Origin of the sequence: Mesorhizobium sp. ES1-3, from assembly GCF_020164795.1 — a bacterium.
Taxonomy (GTDB): Bacteria; Pseudomonadota; Alphaproteobacteria; order Rhizobiales; family Rhizobiaceae; genus Mesorhizobium.
In genome coordinates this window covers 16,542-40,511 of the sequence record NZ_JAIUGW010000024.1, presented here as the reverse complement: position 1 = coordinate 40,511, position 23,970 = coordinate 16,542, and the positions used below count along the sequence as shown (strand labels likewise).

At 63.6% G+C, this 23,970-nt stretch carries 26 protein-coding genes and 2 pseudogenes; 20 read left to right on the top strand and 8 right to left on the bottom strand.

Annotated features, from left to right (window positions below; translation table 11 throughout):
* The first annotated feature begins 45 nt into the window (after positions 1 to 45).
* Positions 46 to 450 carry a Fur family transcriptional regulator gene (locus tag LB536_RS25160; RefSeq protein WP_140756338.1) on the top strand — a complete coding sequence of 135 codons (405 nt, stop codon included), beginning with the start codon at positions 46 to 48 and terminating at the stop codon, positions 448 to 450.
* Between the two features lie 15 nt (positions 451 to 465).
* Here LB536_RS25160 and polA read toward each other — a convergent pair whose 3' ends face one another.
* Complete coding sequence (gene polA / locus LB536_RS25155) at positions 466 to 3,423, bottom strand: DNA polymerase I (RefSeq protein ID WP_224597436.1); 2,958 nt, start codon at positions 3,421 to 3,423, stop codon at positions 466 to 468.
* Positions 3,424 to 3,872: 449 nt separating this feature from the next.
* Here polA and LB536_RS25150 point away from each other — a divergent pair, with 449 nt between their 5' ends.
* The 7 genes and pseudogenes from LB536_RS25150 (at position 3,873) to LB536_RS25120 (ending at position 7,807) form a co-directional block, all read left to right on the top strand.
* Positions 3,873 to 5,258, top strand: coding sequence for a M20/M25/M40 family metallo-hydrolase (locus LB536_RS25150; RefSeq protein ID WP_411966584.1), 1,386 nt, complete (start codon positions 3,873 to 3,875; stop codon positions 5,256 to 5,258).
* A gap of 148 nt (positions 5,259 to 5,406) precedes the next feature.
* Positions 5,407 to 6,027, top strand: coding sequence for a ribonuclease D (locus LB536_RS25145; protein WP_140756332.1), 621 nt, complete (start codon positions 5,407 to 5,409; stop codon positions 6,025 to 6,027).
* A gap of 41 nt (positions 6,028 to 6,068) precedes the next feature.
* Positions 6,069 to 6,269: a hypothetical protein gene (locus tag LB536_RS25140; protein ID WP_140756330.1), complete on the top strand. Its 201-nt coding sequence runs from the start codon at positions 6,069 to 6,071 to the stop codon at positions 6,267 to 6,269.
* A 76-nt stretch (positions 6,270 to 6,345) separates the two neighbouring features.
* Positions 6,346 to 6,459: pseudogene (locus tag LB536_RS25135) on the top strand (GlsB/YeaQ/YmgE family stress response membrane protein); the annotation flags it as partial.
* A gap of 25 nt (positions 6,460 to 6,484) precedes the next feature.
* The gene (locus LB536_RS25130; protein ID WP_224597331.1) at positions 6,485 to 6,631 is read left to right on the top strand and encodes a hypothetical protein; all 147 of its coding nucleotides are present in this window, start codon (positions 6,485 to 6,487) and stop codon (positions 6,629 to 6,631) included.
* A 165-nt stretch (positions 6,632 to 6,796) separates the two neighbouring features.
* Positions 6,797 to 7,522 carry a hypothetical protein gene (locus LB536_RS25125; RefSeq protein ID WP_224597330.1) on the top strand — a complete coding sequence of 242 codons (726 nt, stop codon included), beginning with the start codon at positions 6,797 to 6,799 and terminating at the stop codon, positions 7,520 to 7,522.
* Between the two features lie 6 nt (positions 7,523 to 7,528).
* The gene (locus tag LB536_RS25120; RefSeq protein ID WP_224597327.1) at positions 7,529 to 7,807 is read left to right on the top strand and encodes a hypothetical protein; all 279 of its coding nucleotides are present in this window, start codon (positions 7,529 to 7,531) and stop codon (positions 7,805 to 7,807) included.
* Between the two features lie 42 nt (positions 7,808 to 7,849).
* Here LB536_RS25120 and LB536_RS25115 read toward each other — a convergent pair whose 3' ends face one another.
* On the bottom strand, positions 7,850 to 8,389 hold the full coding sequence (locus LB536_RS25115; RefSeq protein ID WP_224597322.1) for an inorganic diphosphatase: 540 nt from the start codon (positions 8,387 to 8,389) through the stop codon (positions 7,850 to 7,852).
* 91 nt (positions 8,390 to 8,480) lie between these two features.
* Between LB536_RS25115 and LB536_RS25110 the strand changes: the two genes are divergently transcribed.
* The 3 genes from LB536_RS25110 to LB536_RS25100 all read left to right on the top strand — a co-directional run bounded on the left by LB536_RS25110 (position 8,481) and on the right by LB536_RS25100 (position 11,953).
* Positions 8,481 to 8,732, top strand: a complete 252-nt coding sequence (locus tag LB536_RS25110) for a hypothetical protein (protein WP_140756318.1) — start codon at positions 8,481 to 8,483, stop codon at positions 8,730 to 8,732.
* 116 nt (positions 8,733 to 8,848) lie between these two features.
* Positions 8,849 to 11,122 carry a transglycosylase domain-containing protein gene (locus LB536_RS25105; RefSeq protein ID WP_224597320.1) on the top strand — a complete coding sequence of 758 codons (2,274 nt, stop codon included), beginning with the start codon at positions 8,849 to 8,851 and terminating at the stop codon, positions 11,120 to 11,122.
* 78 nt (positions 11,123 to 11,200) lie between these two features.
* Entirely contained in the window at positions 11,201 to 11,953 is a 753-nt protein-coding gene (locus tag LB536_RS25100) for an SDR family NAD(P)-dependent oxidoreductase (RefSeq protein ID WP_140756313.1), read from the top strand.
* A 154-nt stretch (positions 11,954 to 12,107) separates the two neighbouring features.
* Here the strand turns inward: LB536_RS25100 and LB536_RS25095 are convergent, their stop codons facing one another.
* A complete protein-coding gene (locus tag LB536_RS25095; RefSeq protein WP_224597317.1) occupies positions 12,108 to 13,028 on the bottom strand; it encodes a zinc-binding dehydrogenase in 921 nt (306 codons plus the stop codon).
* A 96-nt stretch (positions 13,029 to 13,124) separates the two neighbouring features.
* Here LB536_RS25095 and LB536_RS25090 point away from each other — a divergent pair, with 96 nt between their 5' ends.
* Positions 13,125 to 13,934, top strand: a complete 810-nt coding sequence (locus LB536_RS25090; protein WP_224597314.1) for an AraC family transcriptional regulator — start codon at positions 13,125 to 13,127, stop codon at positions 13,932 to 13,934.
* Between the two features lie 25 nt (positions 13,935 to 13,959).
* Here LB536_RS25090 and LB536_RS25085 read toward each other — a convergent pair.
* The 3 genes and pseudogenes from LB536_RS25085 to LB536_RS25075 all read right to left on the bottom strand — a co-directional run.
* Positions 13,960 to 14,184 (bottom strand): annotated as a pseudogene (locus tag LB536_RS25085) (NAD-binding protein); the annotation flags it as partial.
* Between the two features lie 102 nt (positions 14,185 to 14,286).
* Positions 14,287 to 14,736 (bottom strand): host attachment protein, encoded by a 450-nt coding sequence (locus tag LB536_RS25080; RefSeq protein WP_140756306.1) that lies wholly within the window; start codon positions 14,734 to 14,736, stop codon positions 14,287 to 14,289.
* A gap of 51 nt (positions 14,737 to 14,787) precedes the next feature.
* Positions 14,788 to 15,033, bottom strand: a complete 246-nt coding sequence (locus tag LB536_RS25075; RefSeq protein ID WP_224597311.1) for a hypothetical protein — start codon at positions 15,031 to 15,033, stop codon at positions 14,788 to 14,790.
* A gap of 81 nt (positions 15,034 to 15,114) precedes the next feature.
* Between LB536_RS25075 and cysG the strand changes: the two genes are divergently transcribed.
* From cysG to LB536_RS25045, 6 genes are all read left to right on the top strand, one after another.
* Complete coding sequence (gene cysG / locus LB536_RS25070; RefSeq protein ID WP_224597308.1) at positions 15,115 to 16,563, top strand: siroheme synthase CysG; 1,449 nt, start codon at positions 15,115 to 15,117, stop codon at positions 16,561 to 16,563.
* The gene (locus LB536_RS25065) at positions 16,560 to 16,853 is read left to right on the top strand and encodes a DUF2849 domain-containing protein (RefSeq protein WP_224597305.1); all 294 of its coding nucleotides are present in this window, start codon (positions 16,560 to 16,562) and stop codon (positions 16,851 to 16,853) included. Before cysG ends, LB536_RS25065 begins: the two co-directional genes overlap by 4 nt.
* A gap of 35 nt (positions 16,854 to 16,888) precedes the next feature.
* Complete coding sequence (locus tag LB536_RS25060) at positions 16,889 to 18,559, top strand: nitrite/sulfite reductase (RefSeq protein WP_140756300.1); 1,671 nt, start codon at positions 16,889 to 16,891, stop codon at positions 18,557 to 18,559.
* Positions 18,534 to 19,298, top strand: a complete 765-nt coding sequence (locus LB536_RS25055) for a phosphoadenylyl-sulfate reductase (RefSeq protein ID WP_140756298.1) — start codon at positions 18,534 to 18,536, stop codon at positions 19,296 to 19,298. The genes LB536_RS25060 and LB536_RS25055 overlap by 26 nt, the downstream gene beginning before the upstream one ends.
* Positions 19,299 to 19,467: 169 nt before the next feature.
* Positions 19,468 to 20,001, top strand: coding sequence for a DUF934 domain-containing protein (locus tag LB536_RS25050; protein ID WP_224597302.1), 534 nt, complete (start codon positions 19,468 to 19,470; stop codon positions 19,999 to 20,001).
* Positions 20,002 to 20,246: 245 nt separating this feature from the next.
* A complete protein-coding gene (locus LB536_RS25045) occupies positions 20,247 to 20,867 on the top strand; it encodes a DJ-1/PfpI family protein (protein ID WP_224597299.1) in 621 nt (206 codons plus the stop codon).
* Positions 20,868 to 21,036: 169 nt separating this feature from the next.
* On the opposite strand, the gene LB536_RS25040 is transcribed toward LB536_RS25045, so the two are convergent.
* Together LB536_RS25040 and LB536_RS25035 are read right to left on the bottom strand one after the other, a co-directional pair.
* Positions 21,037 to 22,059, bottom strand: coding sequence for a fatty acid desaturase (locus tag LB536_RS25040; RefSeq protein ID WP_140811559.1), 1,023 nt, complete (start codon positions 22,057 to 22,059; stop codon positions 21,037 to 21,039).
* 78 nt (positions 22,060 to 22,137) lie between these two features.
* Entirely contained in the window at positions 22,138 to 22,347 is a 210-nt protein-coding gene (locus tag LB536_RS25035) for a hypothetical protein (protein ID WP_140756289.1), read from the bottom strand.
* A gap of 239 nt (positions 22,348 to 22,586) precedes the next feature.
* Between LB536_RS25035 and grpE the strand changes: the two genes are divergently transcribed.
* A complete protein-coding gene (gene grpE / locus LB536_RS25030; RefSeq protein WP_140756286.1) occupies positions 22,587 to 23,219 on the top strand; it encodes a nucleotide exchange factor GrpE in 633 nt (210 codons plus the stop codon).
* 113 nt (positions 23,220 to 23,332) lie between these two features.
* Positions 23,333 to 23,965 carry a trimeric intracellular cation channel family protein gene (locus LB536_RS25025; protein ID WP_140756284.1) on the top strand — a complete coding sequence of 211 codons (633 nt, stop codon included), beginning with the start codon at positions 23,333 to 23,335 and terminating at the stop codon, positions 23,963 to 23,965.
* Positions 23,966 to 23,970 lie beyond the last annotated feature (5 nt).

The following is a 23,970-nucleotide window of genomic DNA, read 5'->3' as shown; positions in this document are numbered from 1 at the left end:
GAGCAAACAGCCCATGGATGGCGCAGGACAGGTTGGAACAGAGCCATGGCGGCAAGGGATGTGCTGACGAAAAACCAGCTGTGCGTGCTCGAGAAACTCGAGACCGCCAGCGGGCCGCTCAGCGCCTACACCTTGCTCGACCAGCTGCGCGAGCGCGGTTTTCGCGCGCCATTGCAGGTCTATCGCGCGCTCGACACGCTGGTGAAGTCAGGCTTCGTGCATCGGCTGGAAAGCATCAACTCCTTCGTCGCCTGCGCCGAGCCGCACGACCACAGTCACTCGATGACTGCCTTCGCCATTTGCGACAGCTGCGGGCAAGTAACCGAAATGTCCGATCACGACGTCGACCACCGGTTGAACGAATGGGTTAACTCGACCGGCTTCGCCGCCAGGAAGGCGGTGATCGAATTTCGCGGGACGTGCGCGAAGTGTTCGGCGCAAGCAGCCTGAAGGCCTTCGCTACCGTCAGTGCGCCTCGTCCCAGTTGTTGGCGGCCCGTGCGTCGACATGCAGCGGCACCGACATCGACACCGCCGGCATCGCCGCGTTTTCCATGACGTGGCGCACGACGGGGATCGTCGCCTCGACTTCCGCCTCGACCGTCTCGAAGATCAGTTCGTCATGCACCTGCAAGAGCATGCGGGCGGACAGCTTGGCCTTGTCCAAGGCTTCCTCCATGCGGATCATGGCGCGGCGGATGATGTCGGCGGCGGTGCCTTGCAGGCGGGCGTTGATCGAGGCGCGTTCGTTGAACGCGCGGATCGAGGGGTTGGAGGACCTTATATCGGGATAATGGATGCGGCGGCCGAAGATCGTCTCGACAAAGCCGTGCTCGCGAGCATAGGCCTTGGTCTCCTCGATATAGTCGCGGATGCCGGGGAAGCGCTCGAAATACTTCTTGATGTAGGCGCTCGCCTCCTCGCGCGGGATCGACAGCTGGTTGGCAAGGCCGAAAGCCGAAATGCCATAGATGATGCCGAAATTGATCGCCTTGGCGCGGCGGCGCACTTCCGACGGCATGCCCTGCACCGGCACGTTGAACATTTCGGACGCTGTGATGGCGTGGATGTCGGCGCCATCCGCAAAGGCCTGCCGCAATTGCGGGATTTCGGCGACATGGGCGAGCACGCGCAGTTCGATCTGGCTGTAGTCGGCCGACACCAGCCGGTGGCTCTTGTCGGTGATGAAGGCGGTCCTGATCTTGCGGCCTTCAGCCGTACGCACCGGGATGTTCTGGAGGTTCGGGTCGGAAGACGACAGACGGCCGGTCGTCGTCGCGGCCAACGCGTAGGAGGTGTGGACGCGCTTGGTGTCGGGATTGACGAAGCCGGGCAGTGCGTCGGTGTAGGTCGATTTCAACTTGGTCAGCTGGCGCCAGTCGACGATCTTGCGCGGCAGTTCGTGGCCTTCGGCGGCAAGGTCTTCGAGCAGTTGCGCCGAGGTCGACCACTGGCCGGTCTTGGTCTTGGAGCCGCCGGGCAGACCCATGCGGCCGAACAGGATATCACCGAGCTGCTTGGGTGAGCCGATATTGATGCGCTCGCCGATGAGCAGGTAGATTTCCTCTTCGAGCCGGGCCGCACCTTGCGCCAGCTCGCCCGAAAGCCGCGACAGGATTTGGCGGTCGACCGAAATGCCGCGCTGTTCCATGCGCGCCAGCACCGGCACTAGCGGCCGCTCGAGGCGTTCATAGACCGAGACCAGGCCCTTGGCGGCAAGTCGCGGCTTCAGCACCAGCCACAGCCGCAGCGTCACGTCGGCATCCTCGGCGGCGTGAGCGGTCGCCTTGTCGATGTCGACCTGGTCGAAACCGACGGAGCTCTTGCCGGAACCGGTCACGTCCTTGAGCTGAAGAGGCGTATGGCCAAGCCATTTGTCGGCCAGGGCATCCATGCCGTGGCCGTGCGGAGTGCCGGCGTCGAGCACGTAGGAGATCAGCATGGTGTCGTCGAAGGGCGCGACATCGATGCCGTAGCGGCTCATGATGACCAGATCATATTTCAGGTTCTGCGCGATCTTGAGGACCGACCTGTCCTCAAGCAGCGGTTTCAGCACCGCCAGCGCCTCGCGAAGCGGTATCTGGTTTTCGAGCGTGCCGCCGCCAAGCAGGTCACCGTTGCCGCTCCTGTGGGTGAAGGGAATGTAGCCGGCGCGGCCGGGTGCCGTGGCCATTGCCATGCCGATCAGTTCGGCCTGCATCGGATCGGTGGAGGTGGCTCGGACGTCGAAGGCAGCGATACCCGCCTCGCGCGCCTCGGCGACCCAGGCTTTCAGCGTCGCGATATCGCGGATGCACTGATAGGCCGAGATATCGATCTTGCGTGTCGCCGCGCTCTCCAGCCGCAATGCAGCGAGCAGCGAAGGGGTGTCACCCTGTTTTGGCTTTTCCGCCGTCTCGGCTTCAGCAGTCTGGCCAGGCTCGGAGCCCGCCCCGTTTCGGACAACGGGCGGCGTTCCGGCGCCGACATCGGGGCCATGCGCGTTATCGGCGCGTTCGACGGCCACGGCGACGGCCTGGACGTCGCCGGCCTCGGTGCCGGTCGCTTCCGCGACGCGGCGGGTCAGCGAGGTGAATTCCATGGTCTTGAGGAAACCGATCAGCTTCGGCCCGTCGGGCGCATGCAGCACGAAATCGTCCAGCCCCTCGGCCACAGGCACATCGTTCTTCAGCGTCACCAGCTGGCGCGAGATACGCGCCTTGTCGGCGTTGGCGATGATCGATTCCCGCCTTTTCTCCTGTTTGATCTCGCCGGCGCGGGCGAGCAATCCGTCGAGATCGCCGAACTGCTCGAGCAGTTGCGCCGCGGTCTTTGGCCCGATGCCGGGCACTCCAGGCACATTGTCGACGGAGTCGCCGGTCAGCGCCTGCAGGTCGATCATCTTTTCCGGCGGCACGCCCCATTTCTCGACGACTTCGGGGATGCCGATCTGGCGATCCTTCATCGGGTCGTACATGCCGACCGTGTCGCCAACCAGCTGCATCAGGTCCTTGTCGGAGGAGATGATGGTGGTGTCGCCACCGGCCTCGCAGGCCAGCCGGCAGTAAGTGGCGATGAGATCGTCGGCCTCGAAGCCTTCCATCTCGAGACAAGGCAGGTTGAAGGCCCTGGTTGCCTGGCGGATCAGGCCGAATTGCGGGATCAGGTCCTCGGGCGGCGCCGAACGGTTCGCCTTGTATTCGGGATAGAGGTCGTTGCGGAAGGTTTTCGAGGAATAATCGAAAATGACGGCGAAATGCGTCGGCACAATGCCCACATCGGTGTTGCGGGCATCCTGCATCAGCTTCCACAGCATGTTGCAGAAGCCGGAAACGGCGCCGACCGGCAGGCCGTCGGACTTGCGGGTCAGCGGCGGCAGTGCGTGATAGGCCCGGAAGATGTAGCCAGAGCCGTCAATGAGGAAGAGATGATCGCCTTTTTTCATGCCGGCAGGGATAGCGCGGCGCGATGGCTTGGTCCATGCCAAAGACATCGCCAGATACAGGTTCCGTCAACACCCTGACAGATCGGGACCCTGACAGATCGGGACCCTGACAGATCGGCCTATACAAGCCCGCTCACGGGCACGTTACAAAAGTGTAACGTTCGTGCCCTTGAATCGCCATGTTCAGAGGCCCAAATACGGCTCATCGGCAATTTTCGCCGAAGTCCGGAGCAAGGCCCGTCCCCCGCCTATACCGGACACCTGCGGCAGCCTATCCCCCCTCTCCGGGCTGCCGCATCGTTTCGAGTAAAAGGCCGCCGTGGTTCCCCCTCCACCACGGCGGCTTTTTTGTCTGCGGCGACCGTCCTGGGCCGTGGTCCAATCGTCCCGGCTTTTCGTTTCGCCGCTCTGCCTTTACGGTTCCGGCACTGAATCGAAAGGCTATGCAAATGTCCGCAGTTTCCCCCGTCCTCGACCGTCTCGACCAGAACCTCGACCAGAGCCTCGAACGGCTCTTCGGCCTGCTCGGGATCAAGTCGATCTCCACCGATCCAGCCTATGTCGCCGATTGCCGCAAAGCGGCGGAATGGCTGATGGCGGAACTCAAGCTGATCGGCTTCGACGCCAGCGTGCGCGACACGCCTGGACACCCGATGGTGGTTGCGCATCACGACGGGCCGGCCAGCGCGCCGCATGTGCTGTTCTACGGCCACTATGACGTTCAGCCGGTCGATCCGATCGAACTGTGGGAAAACGACCCCTTCGCCCCCGCGATCAAGGAGGTCGAAGCTGGTCGCAGGATCATCACCGGGCGCGGCTCGGCCGACGACAAGGGTCAGCTGATGACCTTCGTCGAGGCATGCCGTGCCTGGAAACAGGTGCATGGCGGTCTGCCATGCCGGGTCACCATCCTGTTCGAAGGCGAGGAGGAATCCGGCTCGCCCTCGCTGAAGCCGTTCCTCGAGGCCAATTCCGAGGAGCTCAAGGCCGACTTCGCGCTGGTCTGCGATACCAGCATGTGGGACCGCGACACGCCGTCGATCTGCGTCGGGCTGCGCGGCCTGGTCGGCGAGGAGATCACGGTGAAGGCGGCCGATCGCGACCTGCATTCGGGCCTCTATGGCGGCGCTGCCGCCAACCCGATCCGCATCCTGGCCAAGGTGCTTGCCGACATTCACGACAAGGACGGTCATATCACCATCCCGGGCTTCTATGACGGTGTCGAGGAAACGCCATCGCAGGTGCTGAAATCATGGGAGACGCTGGGCGAGACGGCCGAAACCTTCCTCGGACCTGTCGGCCTGTCGATCCCATCGGGCGAAAAAGGCCGCTCGGTGCTGGAATTGACCTGGGCGCGGCCGACCGCCGAATTCAACGGCATCATCGGCGGCTACACCGGCAAGGGTTTCAAGACGGTGATCGCGGCGGAAGCCTCGGCAAAGGTGTCTTTCCGCCTCGTCCACAAGCAGGATCCGAAGAAGATCCGCGCAGCTTTCCAGAAATTCGTCAAGGAGCGCATCCCGGCCGATTGCTCGGTCGAATTCCATGCTCATGGCGGTTCACCGGCAATCCAGCTTTCCTACGACTCGACGTTCCTGGCCAAGGCCAAGACCGCGCTTTCGGACGAATGGCCAAAGCCCGCGGTGACGACCGGCAGCGGCGGCTCCATTCCGGTGGTGGGCGACTTCCAGACCTATCTCGGCATGGAATCGCTGCTGGTCGGCTTCGGCCTCGACGACGACCGCATCCACTCGCCCAACGAGAAATACGAGCTCAGCTCCTTCCACAAGGGCCAGCGCTCCTGGGCGCGCATTCTGGACGCGCTGACACGGTAAGGCGGACAACCCTGGACGGCGGAAAACAACTTTCTGTTGATTTTTCCGCCGATCACGGCGAGGACGGGTCGACAGCGCAATGTGTCGGAGCGCGTGTGCGCTTCTTCGATGGATGCGCGACGCCGAAGGCCGCGACCCGGAGAAGACGATGAGCGATATCCGCTTCCATAAAAACGATCTGCCTGACCTCTCCCGCTACGATGTCGCGGCGGTGGCCATCGATACGGAAACGCTCGGCCTCAACCCACACCGTGACCGGCTCTGCGTGGTGCAGATTTCGCCTGGCGACGGCAGCGCCGATGTCATCCAGATCGCGCCGGGCCAGAAGAAGGCGCCGAACCTTGTCAGCCTGTTGAGGAACCGCACCATCACCAAGCTGTTCCACTACGGTCGCTTCGATCTCGCCGTGCTCTACAACGCGTTTGGCGTAATGTCCGAGCCGGTGTTCTGCACCAAGATCGCCTCACGGCTGACGCGCACCTACACCGACCGGCATGGGCTGAAGGACATCTGCTTCGAGCTTCTCGGCGTCGGCCTGTCCAAGGCGCAGCAATCGTCGGATTGGGCGGCCGAAACGCTGTCGCCCGAGCAGCTCGAATATGCGGCCTCGGACGTGCTCTATCTGCATCGGTTGCGCGACGTGCTGGCCGGGCGGCTGGCGCGCGAGGGGCGCACCAAGGAGGCGGACGCCTGTTTCCGCTTCCTGCCGACACGGGCCAAGCTTGACCTGATGGGCTGGGACGAAGAGGATATCTTCGCTCACAGCTGATGGCCCTCGTGGCGATCAACCGGCTGGAAAAAGGGGATGAGATGGCGGACAGAAAGCCGATATCGACCGCGCCGACCGACGGCTCCAAGGTCACCGTCACCTGGAAGGACAGTGATGGCGTCCTCAATGAATCCATAGCGCAATACCGCGACGGCGGCTGGTGGGTCTACACCGACAGCCACACGCAAAAGAAGGTCGAGCCGACCAGCTGGCGGCCCACCGCCGGCGACGACGACCAGTGAGCGCGCCCGCTGGCGAGGCCGGGGGCTTTCGCATAGGCTGAAGCCGTTGATATCGGGGCCGATTCGGACCCTTCCGCTCCGCACGCGGATCGGCTTCTCCATTGGCGGCGGCATCATCGCCTCCATCATCCACGCAACGATCGGCGCCATCATCCTTTTGGTGCTGGTCAAGGTCCTGAAACGAGCCTGAGGCTCGGCACGGCAAAAGGCGCGCCATGAAGCAGAACACGCTCTATCTCATCATTGGCGCGCTCATCGTCGTGGTCGTCGCGCTGGGCGCCTACGTCTACCGCGAGCAGACCAGGCCGAAAGGCGTCGAACTCAAGTTCGACGACAAGGGCATTTCGATCCAGCAGAACTGAGCCTACGCTCGACTGGCATGTCGTTTGATTCTCCGGATGGCGGGCAGCCTTTGATCGACAAGCGCGAGGGCAAGGTCGGCCCGAAATCCAGGGGCTGTGCGGGGGCTCGTCCGTGGTCGGGGTCTGCAAGACGGATCTTCCAATGCCCGAGCTCGGTGGGGTTGCATGACGATACCTCCCGTCGCATTCAGGGCCAGCCAAGCCGTTCGGGCAGCGCTTTCGGCCATAAGACGCACGGAGGATCTGCGCTTTTCGCCCGACAACCGGCTGCTGGCGATCGCGGCCTTCGCGCGCAAACGCTGCCTGCTCCTGCGTATCGATGTCGAGATGCGGCCTGATGGTCCTGACGTCACCATCCATGATTTCATGGAACTGAGGTCGGACGGCATAGGCGAGGTCCATGGCCTCGATTTCATCGATGACAAGACCCTGGTGGTTGCCAACCGTGATGGGCAGCTTGCGATATTTGCCCTGCCCATGGAAAGCATGGCGGGCCAGCACCGGGAGATCACCGCGCTTCGGCGGATCGACGGCAAGCCTTTCTGCAAACTCAGGACACCGGGCTCGGTCGTCGTCCGGCGCGAGTCCGGCGGCCGCGTCAGCCTGCTGGTCTGCAACAACTACACGCATCTGGTCACCCGGCACGTGGCCATCCGCTGGCTTGGCCATCGGACAGTCAGGAACCAGCCATTGCTCAGCAACGGCCTCGACATACCCGACGGGATCGCAATCAGCCATGACGGCAAATGGATTGCCGTCAGCAGCCATGGCACGAGGGACGTGAAGCTTTACCGGATGTCCTCATCTCTTGGGCCGAAGAGCGAGCCTGTCGGCATCCTGCAAGATGCCGGCTTTCCACATGGCCTGCGCTTCACCAGGGATGACCGGTAAATCCTCGTGGCCGATGCCGGCAGCCCGGCGGTGCATGTCTATGAACGCGGCGACGGCTGGACCGGGCGACGCGGCCCTGTGCGTTCGGTCGGCGTGCTCGACGAGGAGATATTTCTGCGGGGCAGGGCCAGTGTCGAGGAAGGCGATCCAAAGGGCCTCGACATCGACCGTTCGAACAGTGTCGTTGCGGTCACCTGCGAGGAGCAGGCGCTGGCCTTCTATCCGCTGGCGTCGATTGTCGGAAGGACAAGGTCGGGGATCGAACCAGGCTTGGCGCGCCTTTAAGCGCCTGATCGAGCGGAACAAGGCACCAGAAAGTGGCCATGCCTACTTCCGCGACCTGGCAGCAAAGGCCTTCATCCCCTTCTTGATTGCCCTGTGCGCCTCATCGGCATCCTGCCAGCCTTTGAACTTGATGGTTTTGCCGGTCCCAAGCACCGACGACAGAAAGAACTGTTCGATCTCGCGCCTGAGACGCTCGGGCACATGGTCCGCAGCCACCGGCTCGTCCGCAGCGTCTTCCCGGTGAGGACAGAAGACGTAACGGTCGTTGCGCAGGGCCTCGCCGCCCTGATCCTTCTGCTTGACCCGCAGCGCACCCAAAAGGTCGCATTTGATGACGGTGCCGGGACCCGTGGCGGCCTGATGGATGACAAGTCCATCCAGGGGATCGCCATCGTCCCCCAATGTGGAGGGAATAAACCCCCAATCGTAGGGGTACGTCATTCCGACCGGCAAAGGGCGGACATAGCCGAATACCTGGGTAGCCGGCTCATAGGCTACCTTGGCCGCTGCACCGCGCGGGGTTTCGATGACGACTCTGACAAGGCCCTTCGTCGTCGTCGGCAGCTTGAGATAGTCGGGCATGAGGTGCCTCTGTCGCGTTCCGGCTGGTCCGGGATTGGAACTCCAAGGCGCAATGAATGTTCCGAGGAACAGGCCGAGGAGGTTCCAGGAGATGACAAAGGCTTCTTTGCACTTGCTCAAGGGCGTGGGTTATTTGATTTCAACTCTGAGCGTTGTGCTGCTGGCCATCGTCAGTTGGTCAAGCGCTTCCAAAAGCCCGCTGCTGACCACCTGTCTGCTTGTCGGCGCGGCGACGTCGATTGCCGGCATGTTCTGCCGATGGCTGACCTATGAGATCGAAAAACGCAGGGAAGACAATAAGGGCGCTCGTTGGGATCACCAGGTGACGGGAGAAGAGGATTAACAAATTCCTAACGGATTTCAACGGTTTGGCCGGAGGCCTGCTTAACCCGCCCTTAAATCGCCGCATCTACTCTTCAACCCGAGCGCCATTGGCACCGGGGACATCAAGCGCAGCGCATGGCGAACCGCAGAGACAGTCGCATCGAGCCCAGCTTCGAAGGGCCGCCACGAGCGAGATCCCAGACGGGTCTTTCGGTGAGCGAGGAGGACCGCGTCGTGCCGAGCAATCGCAAAGCCTCCGCCAAACGCAAATCATCGAAGGGGAAATCGTCGCGGGGGAGGCGCGGCGGAAGCGGGCGCGGCCTGTTCGGCGTGCTCGGCCGGCTGGTCTACTGGTGCTTCGTGCTCGCCATATGGGGCGGCATCGCGGTGGCGGGCGTCGTCATCTACTACGGCGCCAAGATGCCCGCGGCCACGACCTGGTCGATCCCCGACCGTGCACCCAACATCAAGATCGTCTCGGCCGACGGGCAGTTGCTGGCCAATCGCGGCATGAGCGGCGGTGAAGCCGTCGGCCTGCACGAAATGTCGCCTTATATTCCCGAGGCGGTGATCGCCATCGAGGACCGCCGTTTCTATTCGCATTTCGGGGTCGATCCGATCGGCCTGTCGCGTGCCATGGTGACCAACCTCATCGGTGGGCACTTCTCGCAAGGTGGTTCGACGTTGACGCAGCAGCTGGCGAAAAACCTGTTCCTGAAGCCTGACCGCACGCTGGAGCGCAAGGTGCAGGAGGTGCTGCTGGCGCTGTGGCTGGAGCACAAGCACACCAAGGACCAGATCCTCGAAATGTACCTCAACCGGGTCTATTTCGGCTCCGGCGCCTATGGTGTCGAGGCGGCCTCGCGGCGATATTTCGGCAAGAGCGCGCGCGACGTCACTCTGTCGGAAGCCGCACTCCTGGCTGGCCTGCTGAAGGCGCCCTCGCGGCTGTCGCCGGCGCGCGATCCCAAGGCCGCCGAAGAGCGCTCGCAACTGGTGCTCGCCGCCATGCGCGAGGAGGGCAAGATCAGCGAGAAGGAACTGAAGACGGCGCTCAGCGCGCCGGCGACACGCTCGCCTTCCTACTGGACCGGCTCGGAAAACTATGTCGCCGACACCATCATGGAAGAACTGCCCGACCTGATCGGCGACGTGCGCGGCGATATCGTCATCGACTCCACCGTCGACCTGAACCTGCAGAAACTCGCCGAACAGTCGATCCGCCGGCTGATCGACGACAGCGGTAAGAAGCTCAACGTCACCCAGGGCGCGCTGGTGTCGATCGACGATTCCGGCGCGGTGCGCGCCATGGTCGGCGGCTACGACTATTCGACCAGTCAGTTCGACCGCGCCTCGGAGGCGCGCCGGCAGCCTGGCTCGGCGTTCAAGCCGTTCGTCTACATGGCGGCGCTCGAGGCCGGCCGTACGCCCGATAGTATCCGCAACGATGCGCCGATCAAGATCGGCAACTGGACGCCGGACAATTACGGCGGCAAGTACTTTGGCAAGGTCACCCTGGCGACGGCGCTGGCCAAATCGCTGAACTCGGTTGCGGCGCAATTGACCATGGAGGTCGGGCCGAACGCGGTGGTCGAAGCCGCGCACCGCATGGGCATCCAGTCCGATTTGCAGGCCAATACCTCGATCGCGCTCGGCACGTCGGAAGTGACGCCGCTGGAACTGACCTCGGCCTATGTGCCTTTCGCCAATGGCGGTTACAAGCCCGATATCCATTTCATCCGCCGCATCACGACCGCCGAGGGTAAGGTGCTTTACGACGCCGCCGGCGGCGCCGCGCCACGTGTCGTAAAACCCGAGATCGTCGGCATGATGAACTCGATGATGACCGGCACGGTCGAGATCGGCACCGCCAAGAAGGCGGCCTTCGCCTGGCCGTCGGCCGGCAAGACCGGCACCAGCCAGAATTCGCGCGACGCCTGGTTCGTCGGCTACACCGCCAATCTCACCACCGGTGTGTGGTTCGGCAATGACGACGGCACGGCGATGAAGAAGGTCACCGGCGGCGCGTTGCCGGCACAGGCCTGGCATGAATTCATGGTCGCCGCGCATGAGGGCGTGCCGGTGCGGCCGCTGCCCGGCACCTGGAAGTCGACGCCGGCGGACACCATCGTGCCCGACGACATTCCCTCGGCAGACAACAACCAACCGGCACCGGTTCCGTCGGCTTCGGTTGGACAGCAAGCACCGGCCGCGCAGGCGGCAGCACCGGCGACGCCAGCGCCGGTCCGTACGGCGCGGCCTGCCCAGACCGTCGATGCCGATGGCTTCAACATGCCGGCGGATGGCGGCACCACGGCTTCGGTCGGACATCCGGTGCCGCCAGGCAGCGTCGGCGGTCCGCTCAAGAAGCGGCAGACCTCGATCCTGGATATTCTTGGCGGCGGCTGAGCAACCGGCTAGCGGCGTCAATCCGCCTCTCGCCACCCCGGCTGCGTTCGGCTACATGTCCAGCCCGGAGACCGCGACATGACCGAAACCGACACCAGAAAGACCATCGTGCTGACGGGCGCCAGCCGCGGTATCGGCCATGCCACGGTCAAGCGCTTTTCGCGCGAGGGCTGGCGCGTCATCACCTGTTCGCGCCAGGCCTTCGCCGAGGATTGCCCGTGGCCTGCCGGTCCGGAGGACCACATCAAGGTCGATCTCGCCGACCAGGAAGATGTCGGTATTGCGGTCTCCGAGATCCGTCATCGGCTCGAAGCGCATGGCGGGCAGTTGCACGCGCTGGTCAACAATGCCGGCATTTCGCCCAAGCTCGGGGATGGCAACAGCCGCATGGACTCGATCGACACGCCGATGCATGTCTGGCGCGACGTGTTCCAGGTCAATTTCTTCGCGCCGATCATGCTGGCGCGCGGCCTGTTCAAGGAATTGGCGGCGGCCAAGGGCTCGATCGTCAACGTGACGTCGATCGCCGGCACCCGCGTGCATCCCTTCGCCGGCACTGCCTATGCGACGTCGAAGGCGGCGCTCGGCTCGCTGACACGCGAGATGGCGCATGACTTCGGCCCGCACGGCATCCGCGTCAACGCCATCGCGCCGGGCGAGATCGACACCGCGATCCTGTCGCCGGGCACGGAAAAGATCGTCGAGACCATCCCACTGCGGCGCCTGGGCACCACGGCGGAGGTCGCCGACATCATCTTTTTCCTCTGCTCAGGTCAGGCGTCCTACGTCACGGGCTCGGAAATCCACATCAATGGTGGCCAGCACGTATGAACTGGTCGACTTCAGGCTAGAGCGGTTCAGCGTTTGATAGAATCGCCGACCCGCTCTAACTCTTTGTTTTCACGCGATTCCCTAGGGAAAGCGCTACGCGCTTTTCCCGGGAAAACCGTTACACACTTTTCCTGAAAATTGCTCTAGGGCCGGCTCAACTGCCGATGGTGAGAACGGCCTTGCCGCTGATGCGGCGCTGGCGCAGCGAGTCCAGGGCTTGGCCGATGTCCGTCCATGGCACGGCCAAGGCAATGCGGCTGTCCAGCCGGCCAGCCGCGACCAGGGCCAGCAGCGCGGCGATATCGGCGCCGATGGCCGAACCGGACGCGTAGTAGGCGAACGTCTGAAGCCTCGCCCCTTCGTGACCCGGAACGAACTGACGGAACCCAACCGGCGTGAGTTCGCCACTGCTCGAACCAAACATGACGATCGTCCCGCCGGGGGCGACGCGTTCGATGGCGTGTGCGAGGCTCTTGCCGCCGACCGACTCGGTGATCAGCGAAAACGGTCCCTCGGCCTGCTCGATCGACTCGACGATCTGCTCGGCTCCGAGTTTACGCAGATCCTCGTGGTGCCGGGCGGCGGCGATGGCCGTCACCGACGCGCCTTGCTCGCGGGCGATCTGGATCTGGAAGCGACCGACGGCACCGCTTGCACCGGTGATCAGGATCTTTAGGCCGGCTAGGTCACCGCCATGGCGCAAAGTCCTGAGCGCCGTCGTGCCCGCCACCGGAAGCGTAGCTGCCGAGACGAAGCTGACCTCATCCGGCAGGATCGCGAGACGGTCTGTTGAAACGGCGACCCGTTCGGCCCAGCCTGCCTGGTCGACCAAAGCCGCAACCCGGGCGCCAGCGGCCGGCCCGGACCCATCGGCGGCCGCGCGTTCGACAATCCCAACGATATCCTGGCCGGGTATCCAGCCGTTCGAGCGGATGGTGAGCAGGCGCAGTTCCCCCCGGTTCAACGAGCTTGCGTGCACCGAGACGAGCGCCTCGTCCTCAAGGGGCCGAGGTTCTTCCACCTCGGCGAGCCTCAATCCCGTGGCGCTGTCGGAAGATATGACTAAGGCGAGCATGGTTACGGACCTTCTTGCTGGAGGCCGGAACTTTATCGGGCTCCCCGCTTGAAGAATTTAGATATCCTGGCATTTAATCGCTAAAAGCAGTCAATCATGAGACAGCCTCTTCGCTACCCATGGCTTAATTTCGATGTCGATGACGTGCTGGCGCCGGCCATCGCCGTGCGTGTCGACGTCACCGAGACCAGAGCGGAGGTACCCGCCCATTGGCACCGCAAGGGCCAGCTCGTCTTTGCGCTCGGAGGCGGCGTCACATGCCGCGTTCCGAGCGGCTTGTGGATGGTGCCGCCGCATTGCGGGGTATGGATCCCCGGCGCCATGGAGCACAGCAACATCGCGACGGCCAATGCCCGGATATTCTTCGTCTACATCGAGCCGGGAGCCGCCGAATTGCCGGACCGGTGCTGCACGCTTTCGATCTCGCCGCTGCTGCGCGAACTGATCGTCGAGCTGTCCGACAGCGTGCAGGACGACCAGGCAAGGGATGATCTCTTGACCAGGACTTTGCTTGCAGAACTGCCGCGCATGCCTGTCCAGCAGCTGCATCTGCCGATTTCATCCGAGCCGCGCTTGAGGCGGATCGCCGAGGCGCTGGCGCAAGACCCTGCCGATCGCAGTTCGTTGGCGCAATGGGCCAACCGCGTCGCGCTCAGCGAAAGCAGTCTGGCGCGTCTCGTCGTCAAGGAGACTGGCTTGAGCTTCGGGCGCTGGCGCCAGCAATTGCACCTGATCGTCGCCATTCGGGAGCTGGCGTCCGGTGCCAGCGTGCAGCAAGTCTCGGGCGATCTCGGCTATGGCTCGGTTACCGCCTTCATCACCATGTTCAAGAAGGCGCTTGGCAAGCCCCCGGCAAAATACCTCGGCGATGTCGCGCAAAATGGCGGTTCGGCATTCGTGGCATGATTGAACGGCCTGTGGGCACGTCGGCTCAGGCAGCGGACGGTTCTGCGACCCGCGGCTTGTGGCCAAGCACCTCTTCGACAATGCCGCGCGCGATCTCGCGTTCGCCCATGATCACGGTATCGGCGCCGAGCCCCTTCAGATGCTCGACCTCGGCGTCGGAATGGGCGCGGGCGATGACACTGATGTTGGGATTGGCAGTGCGTGGCCGCAGCACGATCTGGCCGGCCTCGAAGGCGTTGGGGATGGCAAGGCGATGGCGCGGCGACAAAATGCTGGACCGGCGACCGGGACGCCGCCGATCTGCTTGAGCCGGCTATGATATTCGCCTTGACGACCAATCCGTTGCTGGCGATCAGGCTGCCTGCAACAGCGCCTCGATCTCGGGGATGCCGTGGTTGGTCATGGTCTTCGGGATTTCGGCCGTCACCTTGTCAGCTACCTCCTTATGCAGCTTCTTGCGCATGGCGCCGAGCACCACTGGTGGGGCGACAAGCACAAGGCTGTCGAACTCGCCGTCATGGGCGAGTTTGTAGAGCCGGGCGGCAATCTCCTCGGCGAAGCGTTCCTTGCCTATGCGATGCCAGTCGGTATCCTCGACCGCGCTGCGGTGCATGGATGGGCCATCATTGTATCGGCCGGGGCTGTCGCTTCCCTGTTCGCGTGTGGGCGGGTTTTCCTGTTCAATCACCTGCACGACTTCAAGATTGGGAAACTTGGTGTCGCCGGCGTTCTTGAGCAGGAGCGCCTTTTCACCATCGGCCACCAGAACCCAAATGCCATGCTTCAGTTTGATCGTGTTCATGAGGACGCTCCTTGTTGCGTGGTGGCTATACCGGGAACGCGTTTCCGCCCGTCAACGTTCCAACCCCCGCCACGGACCGAATAGCGGTGCAGACCGGGCGCCGAACATGAAATCGTCATCAGACGACTTTAATCTACTAAATTGGTAGAAATTGGAAAAAACTGTTTTGCGGGACAGGTCGCAGGCAGCTAAAAGCGCCTTCAAGGTCGATTTCGGCGACCCGGCCTGGCCAAAGGCATGGGCGTGGAATATTTTTCTCTTGCCCTTCGCGGTTGCGAAAAAGCGATTGCCTGCCATCACCGGATGCGCGAGTGCTTTGCTTCTGCTTTTTTACGCCTGGGCGTAAAACTGCGAAACTGTTCCCGGATTGCTATTATCATGCCGCAAGCCACCACCAAGCTCAACGCCTTTCCCGTCTTCATGCGGGTCGAGGGCGAAGCCGTGGCCATTGTCGGCGGCGGCGAGGAGGCTCTGGCCAAGGCGCGGCTGATCGCCCAGTCGAGTGCCGTTCTGCACATCATCGCCAGCGATGCCGAGCCGGAGCTGTTGACCTTCATCGCCGAAACCGGCGCGAACCATGTGGCCCGCGCGTATGATGCCTCGCAACTCGAAGGCGCCGTGATGGTGTTCGCCGCCAGCGGCGACGAGGCGCTCGATCGGCGCGTAGCCGCCGACGCGCGCCGGCTGGGCATTCCGGTCAATGCCGTCGACCGGCCGGACCTCTGCGATTTCTTCACCCCGGCGCTGGTCAACCGCGCACCGGTCGCCATTGCCATCGGCACCGAAGGTGCGGGTCCGGTGCTGGCGCAGATGCTGCGCGGCCGCATCGACCGCATGCTGTCGCCGTCGCTTGGGGCGCTGGCCGCGCTTGCCGCGTCGTTCCGCAATGCCGCCGCGAGATTGCCCAGGGGCAATGTGCGCCGCCGTTTCTGGAGTGACTTCTTCGGCGGAGCGCCAGCGCGCGCCATCGAGGCCGGCGATTTTTCGCAGGCGCACGAAGCCGCCGCCGATCTCCTGTTGTCCGACGCGCCGGTTCGCGGCCACATCGCCCTGGTGGGCGCCGGTCCCGGCGCCGAGGACCTTCTCACGCTGCGGGCGCATCGTCTGCTGATGGAGGCCGACGTCATCGTCCATGACGCGCTGGTGCCGGAGGCGGTCGTCGCCATGGGGCGCCGCGATGCCGAGCGCTTGCCGGTGGGAAAGCGCAAGGGCTGCCATACCAAGAGCCAGGCCGAAATCAACGCGCTGCTGGTGGAGCTTGGCCGTGAGGGCAAGCGCGTCGTGCGGCTGAAGTCGGGCGATCCGCTGGTGTTCGGCCGCGCCGGCGAGGAGATGGCGGCGCTTCGCGATGCCGGCATCGCCTATGAGGTGGTTCCGGGCGTCACCGCAGCCTTCGCCGCTGCCGCAGATTTCGAACTGCCGCTGACGCTGCGCGGTGTGTCCTCCTCGATGGTGTTCACCACCGGCCACGATCTCAAGGGCAATTCGTTGCCAGACTGGGCCAAGCTCGCCATTTCCGGCGCTACCGTCGCCGTCTACATGGGCCGCTCGGTCGCGGCCGAAGTCGCCGGCCGGCTGATCGAGGCCGGCCTGTCGCCGGACACGGCGGTCGCCGTGGTCGAGAATGCCAGCCTGACCAATCGCCGACGCTTCCACGGAACGCTTGCCGACCTGCCGTCGCTGGAAGCGCGCGCCGATCTGTCGGGCCCGGTCATGACCATCATCGGCGACGCCGTCGCCGGTGCCAATTTCGAGCGGTCCGAGCCGCTCGCGGCACACAGGCATGAGAGTGCGCCCGTAGCGGCCGCCGAGGGAGTTCACCCATGAAGATACTGACCGCCAATCGCCTCGGCGACGGGATTGCCGTCTGGTACGCCGACGGCGGCTGGGCCGAGACGGTGGACCACGCGGACCTTGCCCACGACAAGGCGGCCGAGGATCGGCTGGAGGCCATCGGCGCCAAGGCCCACGCCGACAATGAAGTGGTCGACGTCAATCTGATCGATGCGGAAGTCGTCGACGGCGTCGTCGAGCCGGTGCGGCTGCGCGAGAAGATCCGCGCCGCCGGTCCCACCATCCGCAACGATCTCGGCAAGCAGGCTGCGCGGGCAGCCTAACCAGACACGGGCGGACGCGCCCTGAAAGACTAAGCATGTACCGTTACGATGAGTTCGACCACGATTTTGTCCAGGCCCGCGTCGCCGAGTTCAGCGACCAGGTCGAGCGCCGGCTGTCCGGCGAGATCACCGAGGACCAGTTCCGGCCGCTCAGGCTGATGAATGGCGTCTATCTGCAGCTGCACGCCTATATGCTGCGCATCGCCGTGCCCTATGGCACGCTGAACGGCAAGCAGCTGCGCATGCTTGGCCACATCGCCCGCAAATACGACAAGGGCTACGGCCATTTCACCACGCGCCAGAACATCCAGTTCAACTGGCCGGCGCTGTCGGATATTCCAGCGATCCTGGCGGACCTGGCCAGCGTGGAGATGCATGCCATCCAGACCAGCGGCAATTGCATCCGCAATGTCACCGCCGACCATTTTGCCGGGGCGGCCGCCGACGAGGTCGCCGATCCGCGTCCCTATGCGGAAATCCTGCGGCAATGGTCCTCGGTGCATCCGGAATTCTCTTTCCTGCCGCGCAAATTCAAGATCGCGGTGACGGGAGCCGAGCGCGACCGCGCCGCCATCCAGACGCATGACATCGGCCTGCACTTGAAGAAGAACGCCGCCGGCGAGCTCGGCTTCGCCGTCTATGTCGGTGGCGGCCAGGGCCGCACGCCGATGGTGGCGCGCAAGATCCGCGACTTCCTGCCGGAGGCCGACCTTCTGTCCTACTGCACGGCGATCCTGCGCGTTTACAATCTCTATGGCCGCCGCGACAACAAGTACAAGGCGCGCATCAAGATCCTGGTCCACGAGACCGGCGCCGAGGAAATCACCCGCCAGGTCGAGGCCGAGTGGCAGGAGTTGAAGGACGCGGAGCTGAAGTTGCCGGAGGCGGACATCCGCGCCATCGAGGCCTATTTCGCCCCGCCGGCGCTGGCCGGGCGGCCGGACGGCGATGCGGCCGTCAAGCTGGCGCGGCTGGATTCCAAGGGCTTCTCGGACTGGCTCGACCAGAACGTGGTGACGCACCGCCACCCCGACTACGCGGCGGTGACGATCTCACTCAAGGGTATCGGCGAGGTGCCGGGCGATGCGACCGACAGCCAGATGGAAGCGGTCGCCGACATTGCCGAGAAGTATGCCTTCGACGAGCTTCGCGTCAGCCACGAGCAGAACCTGATCCTGCCGCATGTGGCGCGCGCCGACCTCAAGGCGGTCTATGACGCGCTGGTCGACATCGGGCTGGCGACGGCCAATTCCAACCTGATCTCGGACATCATCTCGTGCCCGGGCCTCGATTATTGCGCGCTGGCGACCGCGCGCTCGATCCCGATCGCACAGGAAATCTCGCGCCGCTTCGCCTCGCTGGAGCGGCAGCGCGAGATCGGCGAGCTGAAGTTGAAAATCTCGGGCTGCATCAATGCCTGCGGCCACCACCATGTCGGCCATATCGGCATCCTCGGTGTCGAGAAGAAGGGCTCCGAACTCTATCAGGTGACACTGGGCGGTTCGGCCGACGAGAACACTTCGGTCGGCGAGATCATCGGCCGCGGCTTCTCTTCGGAAGAAATCACCGACGCCATCGAGCAGATCGTCGACACCTATCTCGGCCTTCGGCTCAATCCGCAGGAAAAATTCATCGACGCCTACCGCCGTGTCGGTCCCGCGCCGTTCAAGGAGGCGCTCTATGCTGGCGAAGCCAAGGCCGCTTGACCATATCGTCGACGTCGATGACGGCATCGCCGCCAAGGCGGCGGGGTTAGACGCACTCTACGGTCATCTCAGCCCGATCGAGATCATTGAACGATCGGCCAAGGAACTGTTTCACGACGAGATCGCCGCCGTGTCTTCGTTTGGCGCGGATTCGGCGGTGCTGCTGCACATGATCGCCAAGATCGACCGCACGCTGCCGGTCATCTTCCTCGATACCGGCAAGCATTTCGAGGAGACGCTCGGCTATCGCGACGCATTGGTCGCCGATTTCGGGCTGACCAACATCCGGGTGATCAAGCCCGACGAAGCGGCGCTCGAACGGATCGACCCGACCGGCAATCTGCACCAGAACAACACCGACGCCTGCTGCGACGTGCGCAAGGTCGAGCCGCTGGCACGTGGCATCGCACCCTTCCGCGCCTGGTTCACAGGCCGCAAGCGCTTCCAGGCCTCGACACGGGCCGCACTCCCTGTGTTCGAGGCCGTCGGCCCGCGCATCCGCATCAATCCGCTAGCGCACTGGACGACATCGGACCAGGCCGACTACATGCGCGCGCATGCGCTGCGCGAAAATCCACTGGTCGCCTACGGCTATCTGTCGATCGGCTGCTTTCCCTGCACGCAGCCGGTGCAGCCGGGCGAGGACGCGCGCAGCGGCCGCTGGGCCGGGCACGCCAAGACCGAGTGCGGCATTCACCTGTCGGGACTGGAAGTGTCGCTGACCGACGCATCACTATAGGGTATGTTGCAATTCAGGTGAGGCCGGCCTGCAAACGGCAGTTTCCTGCGCTTCCGCTGCTCGCGTACTTCAAGTACGCTCCGCTCCGGTTCTCGGAAGCAGCCGTTTTCGGCGCGGCCTGACCTGAATTTCAACATACCCTCGAGCTCTTCGAATTTTAGGAATTTTGATGACTGAACCGACGACACCGGAGACCCGGCTCTGGACCCCGGAGGGTTTTCGCGAGGACGAGTGGACCCATGCCGAGAGCGCCGATGCGCTTTCCGGCAATGGCCGCTTCATCCTGCCGCTGCAGGCGTTCCTCGATCTCGACCCGGAGGTGCGCCACTCGGCGAAGGAGCGGCTCGGCGTCCTGCTGCAGCCCGGCGATCAGCTGGAGAAGATCGCCGACCTGCTCGACCAGTTGTCGCTAGTGGCGCTGGCCTTTCCGGCCTTCGGCGACGGCCGCTCTTTCTCCAAGGGCGAATTGCTGCGCGGCCGCTATCATTTCACGGGCGCGCTGCGTGCCACCGGGCAGGTTCTGGTCGACCCGTTGCCGCATATGCTGCGGCTTGGCTTCGACGAGTTCGAGATCTCGAATCCAGTGCTCTTGAAGCGCCTGGAAGAGGGCCGTACCGGCGGGTTGGGGCTTTACTACCAGCCGGCCGCCATAGCGGAGCCCAACGGCCCGAAATATTCCTGGCGCCGGGTTCGCGGCAACTGACGCCAGTTCTGCACGCCTATACCGTAAGCGATATGATCAGGGCTGACGCCTGATTGCGCTGCTGGTCGAACCAGTGGGACTATTTTCGTTTTTCGATGAGCGGCCCCAAGGCCCTTTCAATCGGGGACGGCGTAAACTGGTCGTACCAATTGTGCGTTTTGCGCTTTTCCCCACGTGATCCCGCCCTTAGGATAACGCTGTTATTTCGCGGCCGGAAATAAATTGCCAAAAGGGAGGAACCGGAAATGGCTGGCAAGAAGATACTGATGCTCGTTGGCGAGTTCAGCGAGGAATATGAGATTTTCGTCTTCGAACAGGCCATGCATGCCGTCGGCCACACCGTGCATGTCGTCTGCCCCGACAAGAAGGCTGGCGATGTGCTGAAGACATCGCCGCACGATTTCGAAGGCCACCAGACCTACACCGAAAAGCCCGGCCACGATTACATCCTCAACAAGACGTTTTCCGAGGTGGATCCGGCCCAGTACGATGCCGTCTACGCGGCGGGCGGGCGCGGCCCCGAATACATCCGCATCGACAAGCGCGTGCAGGCGCTCGTGCGGCACTTCCATGAAGCAGGCAAGCCGATCTTCACCATCTGCCATGGCGTGCAGATCCTGATCGCGGTCGACGGCGTGGTGCGGGGCAGGGAGGTGGCGGCGCTTCACTATTGCGAGCCGGAAGTCACGCTGGCCGGCGGCATCTATATCGACGTCGCGCCGAACGGAGCCCATGTCGACGGCAATCTCGTTTCGGCCAAGGGCTGGCCGGGCCTGTCCATTTTCATCCGCGAATGCCTGAAGGTGCTGGGCACCGAGATCCGCCATGGCGAGATCCTGATGCGTGACGAGCGGCAAGCGGCCTGAGGCTCTGAGAACCGGCTGCTCGTCCACGCTTCTCAAATCAGGTTGGAAAGCTTGGTGCTGCTTCCACGCCGGCCCTTCGGGCGTTGTTCGAAAAGCCAAGCAATTGGCTTTTCGTCCGCTGTGCGGACCACGCCTCACCTCGTCCCCGCGAACCGGGAAAAGGCAGGCGCTACAGCGCCGCGTGCGCCTCGCGGAACGATATCAGCTTGCTGCGGCTTTCGTCCCACAAGGCCAGTTTGACGCAGCGCAGGCTCTCAAGCAGCGTGATGCGGCCGATGCCGCGCAGCTCGGGATAGTCCCGCAGCACTTCCTGCAGCCGGTAGCCGGGCACCCTGGCGGAGAGGTGGTGGACGTGGTGAACGCCGATATTGCCGGTGAGCCAGTTCAGCACCGGCGGCAGGTCGTAGTAGGAAGAGCCGTGCAGAGCGGCGTGCTGGAACTCCCATTCCTCATCCTTCGCCCACTCGGTCTCCTCGAACTGGTGCTGGACATAGAACAGCCAGATGCCGGCCGAGCCGGCGAGAATGACGATCGGCAGATGGACGATCAGGAACGCGCCGGGACCGATGACCCAGATGAGGATGGCGGCGGCAAGCGCGATGCCTAGATTGGTGGTCATCGACGACACCCAGGGCGTCAAGCCGCCGCGCATCATGCCGATGGGCAGCCTTTGCGAAAAGATGAACAGCCAGATCGGCCCCAGGCCGAACATCACCAGCGGATGGCGGTAGAGACGATAGGCCAGGCGACCCCGCCAGGACATCTGCCGGTACTCGGCGACGGTCAGCGTCCTGATGTCGCCCATGCCGCGCTCGTCGAGATTGCCGGCGCTGGCATGATGCGTGGCGTGGGCACGCCGCCAGCAGTCGTAGGGCGTCAGCGTCAGGATGCCCAGCGCGCGGCCGATCCAGTCGTCGGCATGGCGATTGGCAAAGAAGGAGCCATGGCCGCAATCGTGCTGGATCATGAAAATCCGCACCAGGAATCCGGCCGCGGGCAGGATGAGGATCAGTCCCCACCAATGACCATAGGCATAGGCCGCGGAAGACAGAGCCCACAGCGTGGCGAAAGGAATGAGGGTGATGGCGAGTTCGAGTGCGCTGCGCCGCCTGTCAGGCTTCTTGTAGCGCGCCAGGACCTTGAGCCAGGCGCGCTTGCTATTGGCCGCCGCTTCGGGGGAAATCATGTTCATCAGAAAGCATAGGCAGGGTGTGCCGCCACCGCAAGACGATGATCACGTAAAGTTACTGTGCGTAATTGTCGCGTAAGGCTAGTCGACCCTCACTGCCCGTCGCCAGCCGACGTCGCCATCCTCGACCCGGTCGAGGTGATCGAGCAATTGCCCGAAGCGGTCCGGGATGTCGGCTTCGGTGCGGAAGGCTGGCAAGGTGCGCAGAAAGCGCTTCATCGCCTCGGCGCCGATCTGGCGCCGAACCTCCGCAGCGAGCCTTTCGGTTTTTTCGAGCTTGTTGCGGGTCATGGGTTCAAATCCTGCGTCGGTTCCGAAACTCCTCCAGCGACGGAATGGTTCCCGCATCACGGCGTTGTGGCAAGCAAAGCCGGCAAGCACGGTAAAATTTGAATTAAAATCGAACTGCGGCGTTGGTGCCTTCCAGGTCCTGTCAAAAGGTCCTTGCGGTCGCTTTCCCCTTGATTTTTGGCCTGCGAACCTCGATATCGGGCACAAATCCACACCATTCGAGATGACGGGAAACGGCGATGAGCGACCAGGCAAAAGACGAACGCGCGCCCAGTGAAGCCGAGGCGGCCGAGGCCAATACCGAGCGTACGGAAGGCGGCATCGACGGCGACTATGAAGCGCTTGTGCGGCTGCTGAAGGAAAATGAAGAGCTGAAGGACCGCGCGCTGCGCGTCGCGGCCGAGATGGAAAACCTGCGCCGCCGCACCGCGCGCGACGTGCATGACGCGCGCACTTATGCGGTGGCGAATTTCGCCCGCGACATGCTGTCGGTGTCGGACAATCTGCGCCGCGCGCTGGATGCCATTCCCGCCGAGGCCAAGGCGTCGGGGGATGCTGGCTTCAAGGCTCTGATCGAAGGCGTCGATCTGACCGAGCGTGCCATGCTGTCGGCGCTGGAACGGCATGGGGTCAAGAAACTCGCTCCGGAAGGCGAGAAGTTCGATCCCAATTTCCACCAGGCGATGTTCGAAGTGCCCAATCCCGACGTCCCGGCCAACACTGTGGTCCAGGTCGTGCAGCCGGGCTATTCGATCGGCGAGCGGGTGCTGCGCCCGGCCATGGTCGGCGTCGCCAAGGGCGGCCCGAAAATTGCCGCCGACGCGCCGGTCGAGCCAGGGCCGGTCAATGAGCAGGCCGAGAAGGATGCGTGAGGATAGTGAGTAGTGAATAGGGAGTAGGGGCCTGACACTAAGCTGCGGCTTCGTGCTATTCCGCTACTCACTACTCACTACTCACTACTCACTACTCACTACTCACTCAGCCCATGAACCCCATCGCCCTTCTCGATTATGCCGGAGTTGCCGTCTTCGCGGCGACGGGGGCGTTGGCGGCTTCGCGCAAACAGCTCGACATTATCGGCTTCCTGTTCCTGGCCAGTGTCACCGGCATCGGCGGCGGCACGCTTCGCGACGTCATCCTCAATCTACCGGTTTTCTGGGTCGCCAACTCCAGCTACGTGCTGATCTGCGCGGCGGTCGCGGTGCTGGTGTTCTTTGCTGCGCACCGTGTCGAGTCCCGCTGGAAATGGCTGCTCTGGCTCGACGCCATCGGACTGGCCGCTTTTTCGGTGATGGGTGCTGCCAAGGGGCTGGCCATTACCGGTTCGCCGGTCGTGTCCGTCATTACCGGCGTGCTCACCGCCACGTCAGGCGGCATCCTGCGCGATCTGCTGGCCGGCGAACCCTCGGTGCTGCTGAGACCGGAAATCTATGTTACGGCCGCTCTCGCGGGCGCTGCAATCTTCACGGCTGGCGACGTCACAGGATTGCCGCCGATCGTTTCAGAGCTGGCCGGCTTCGCCGCGGCGTTCGCGGTGCGCGGCGGTGCGCTCCGTTTCGGCTGGACGTTTCCATCCTACAAGAGCCGGCCCGGCCGGCGGCCGGAAGACATTCCTTGAAGAGA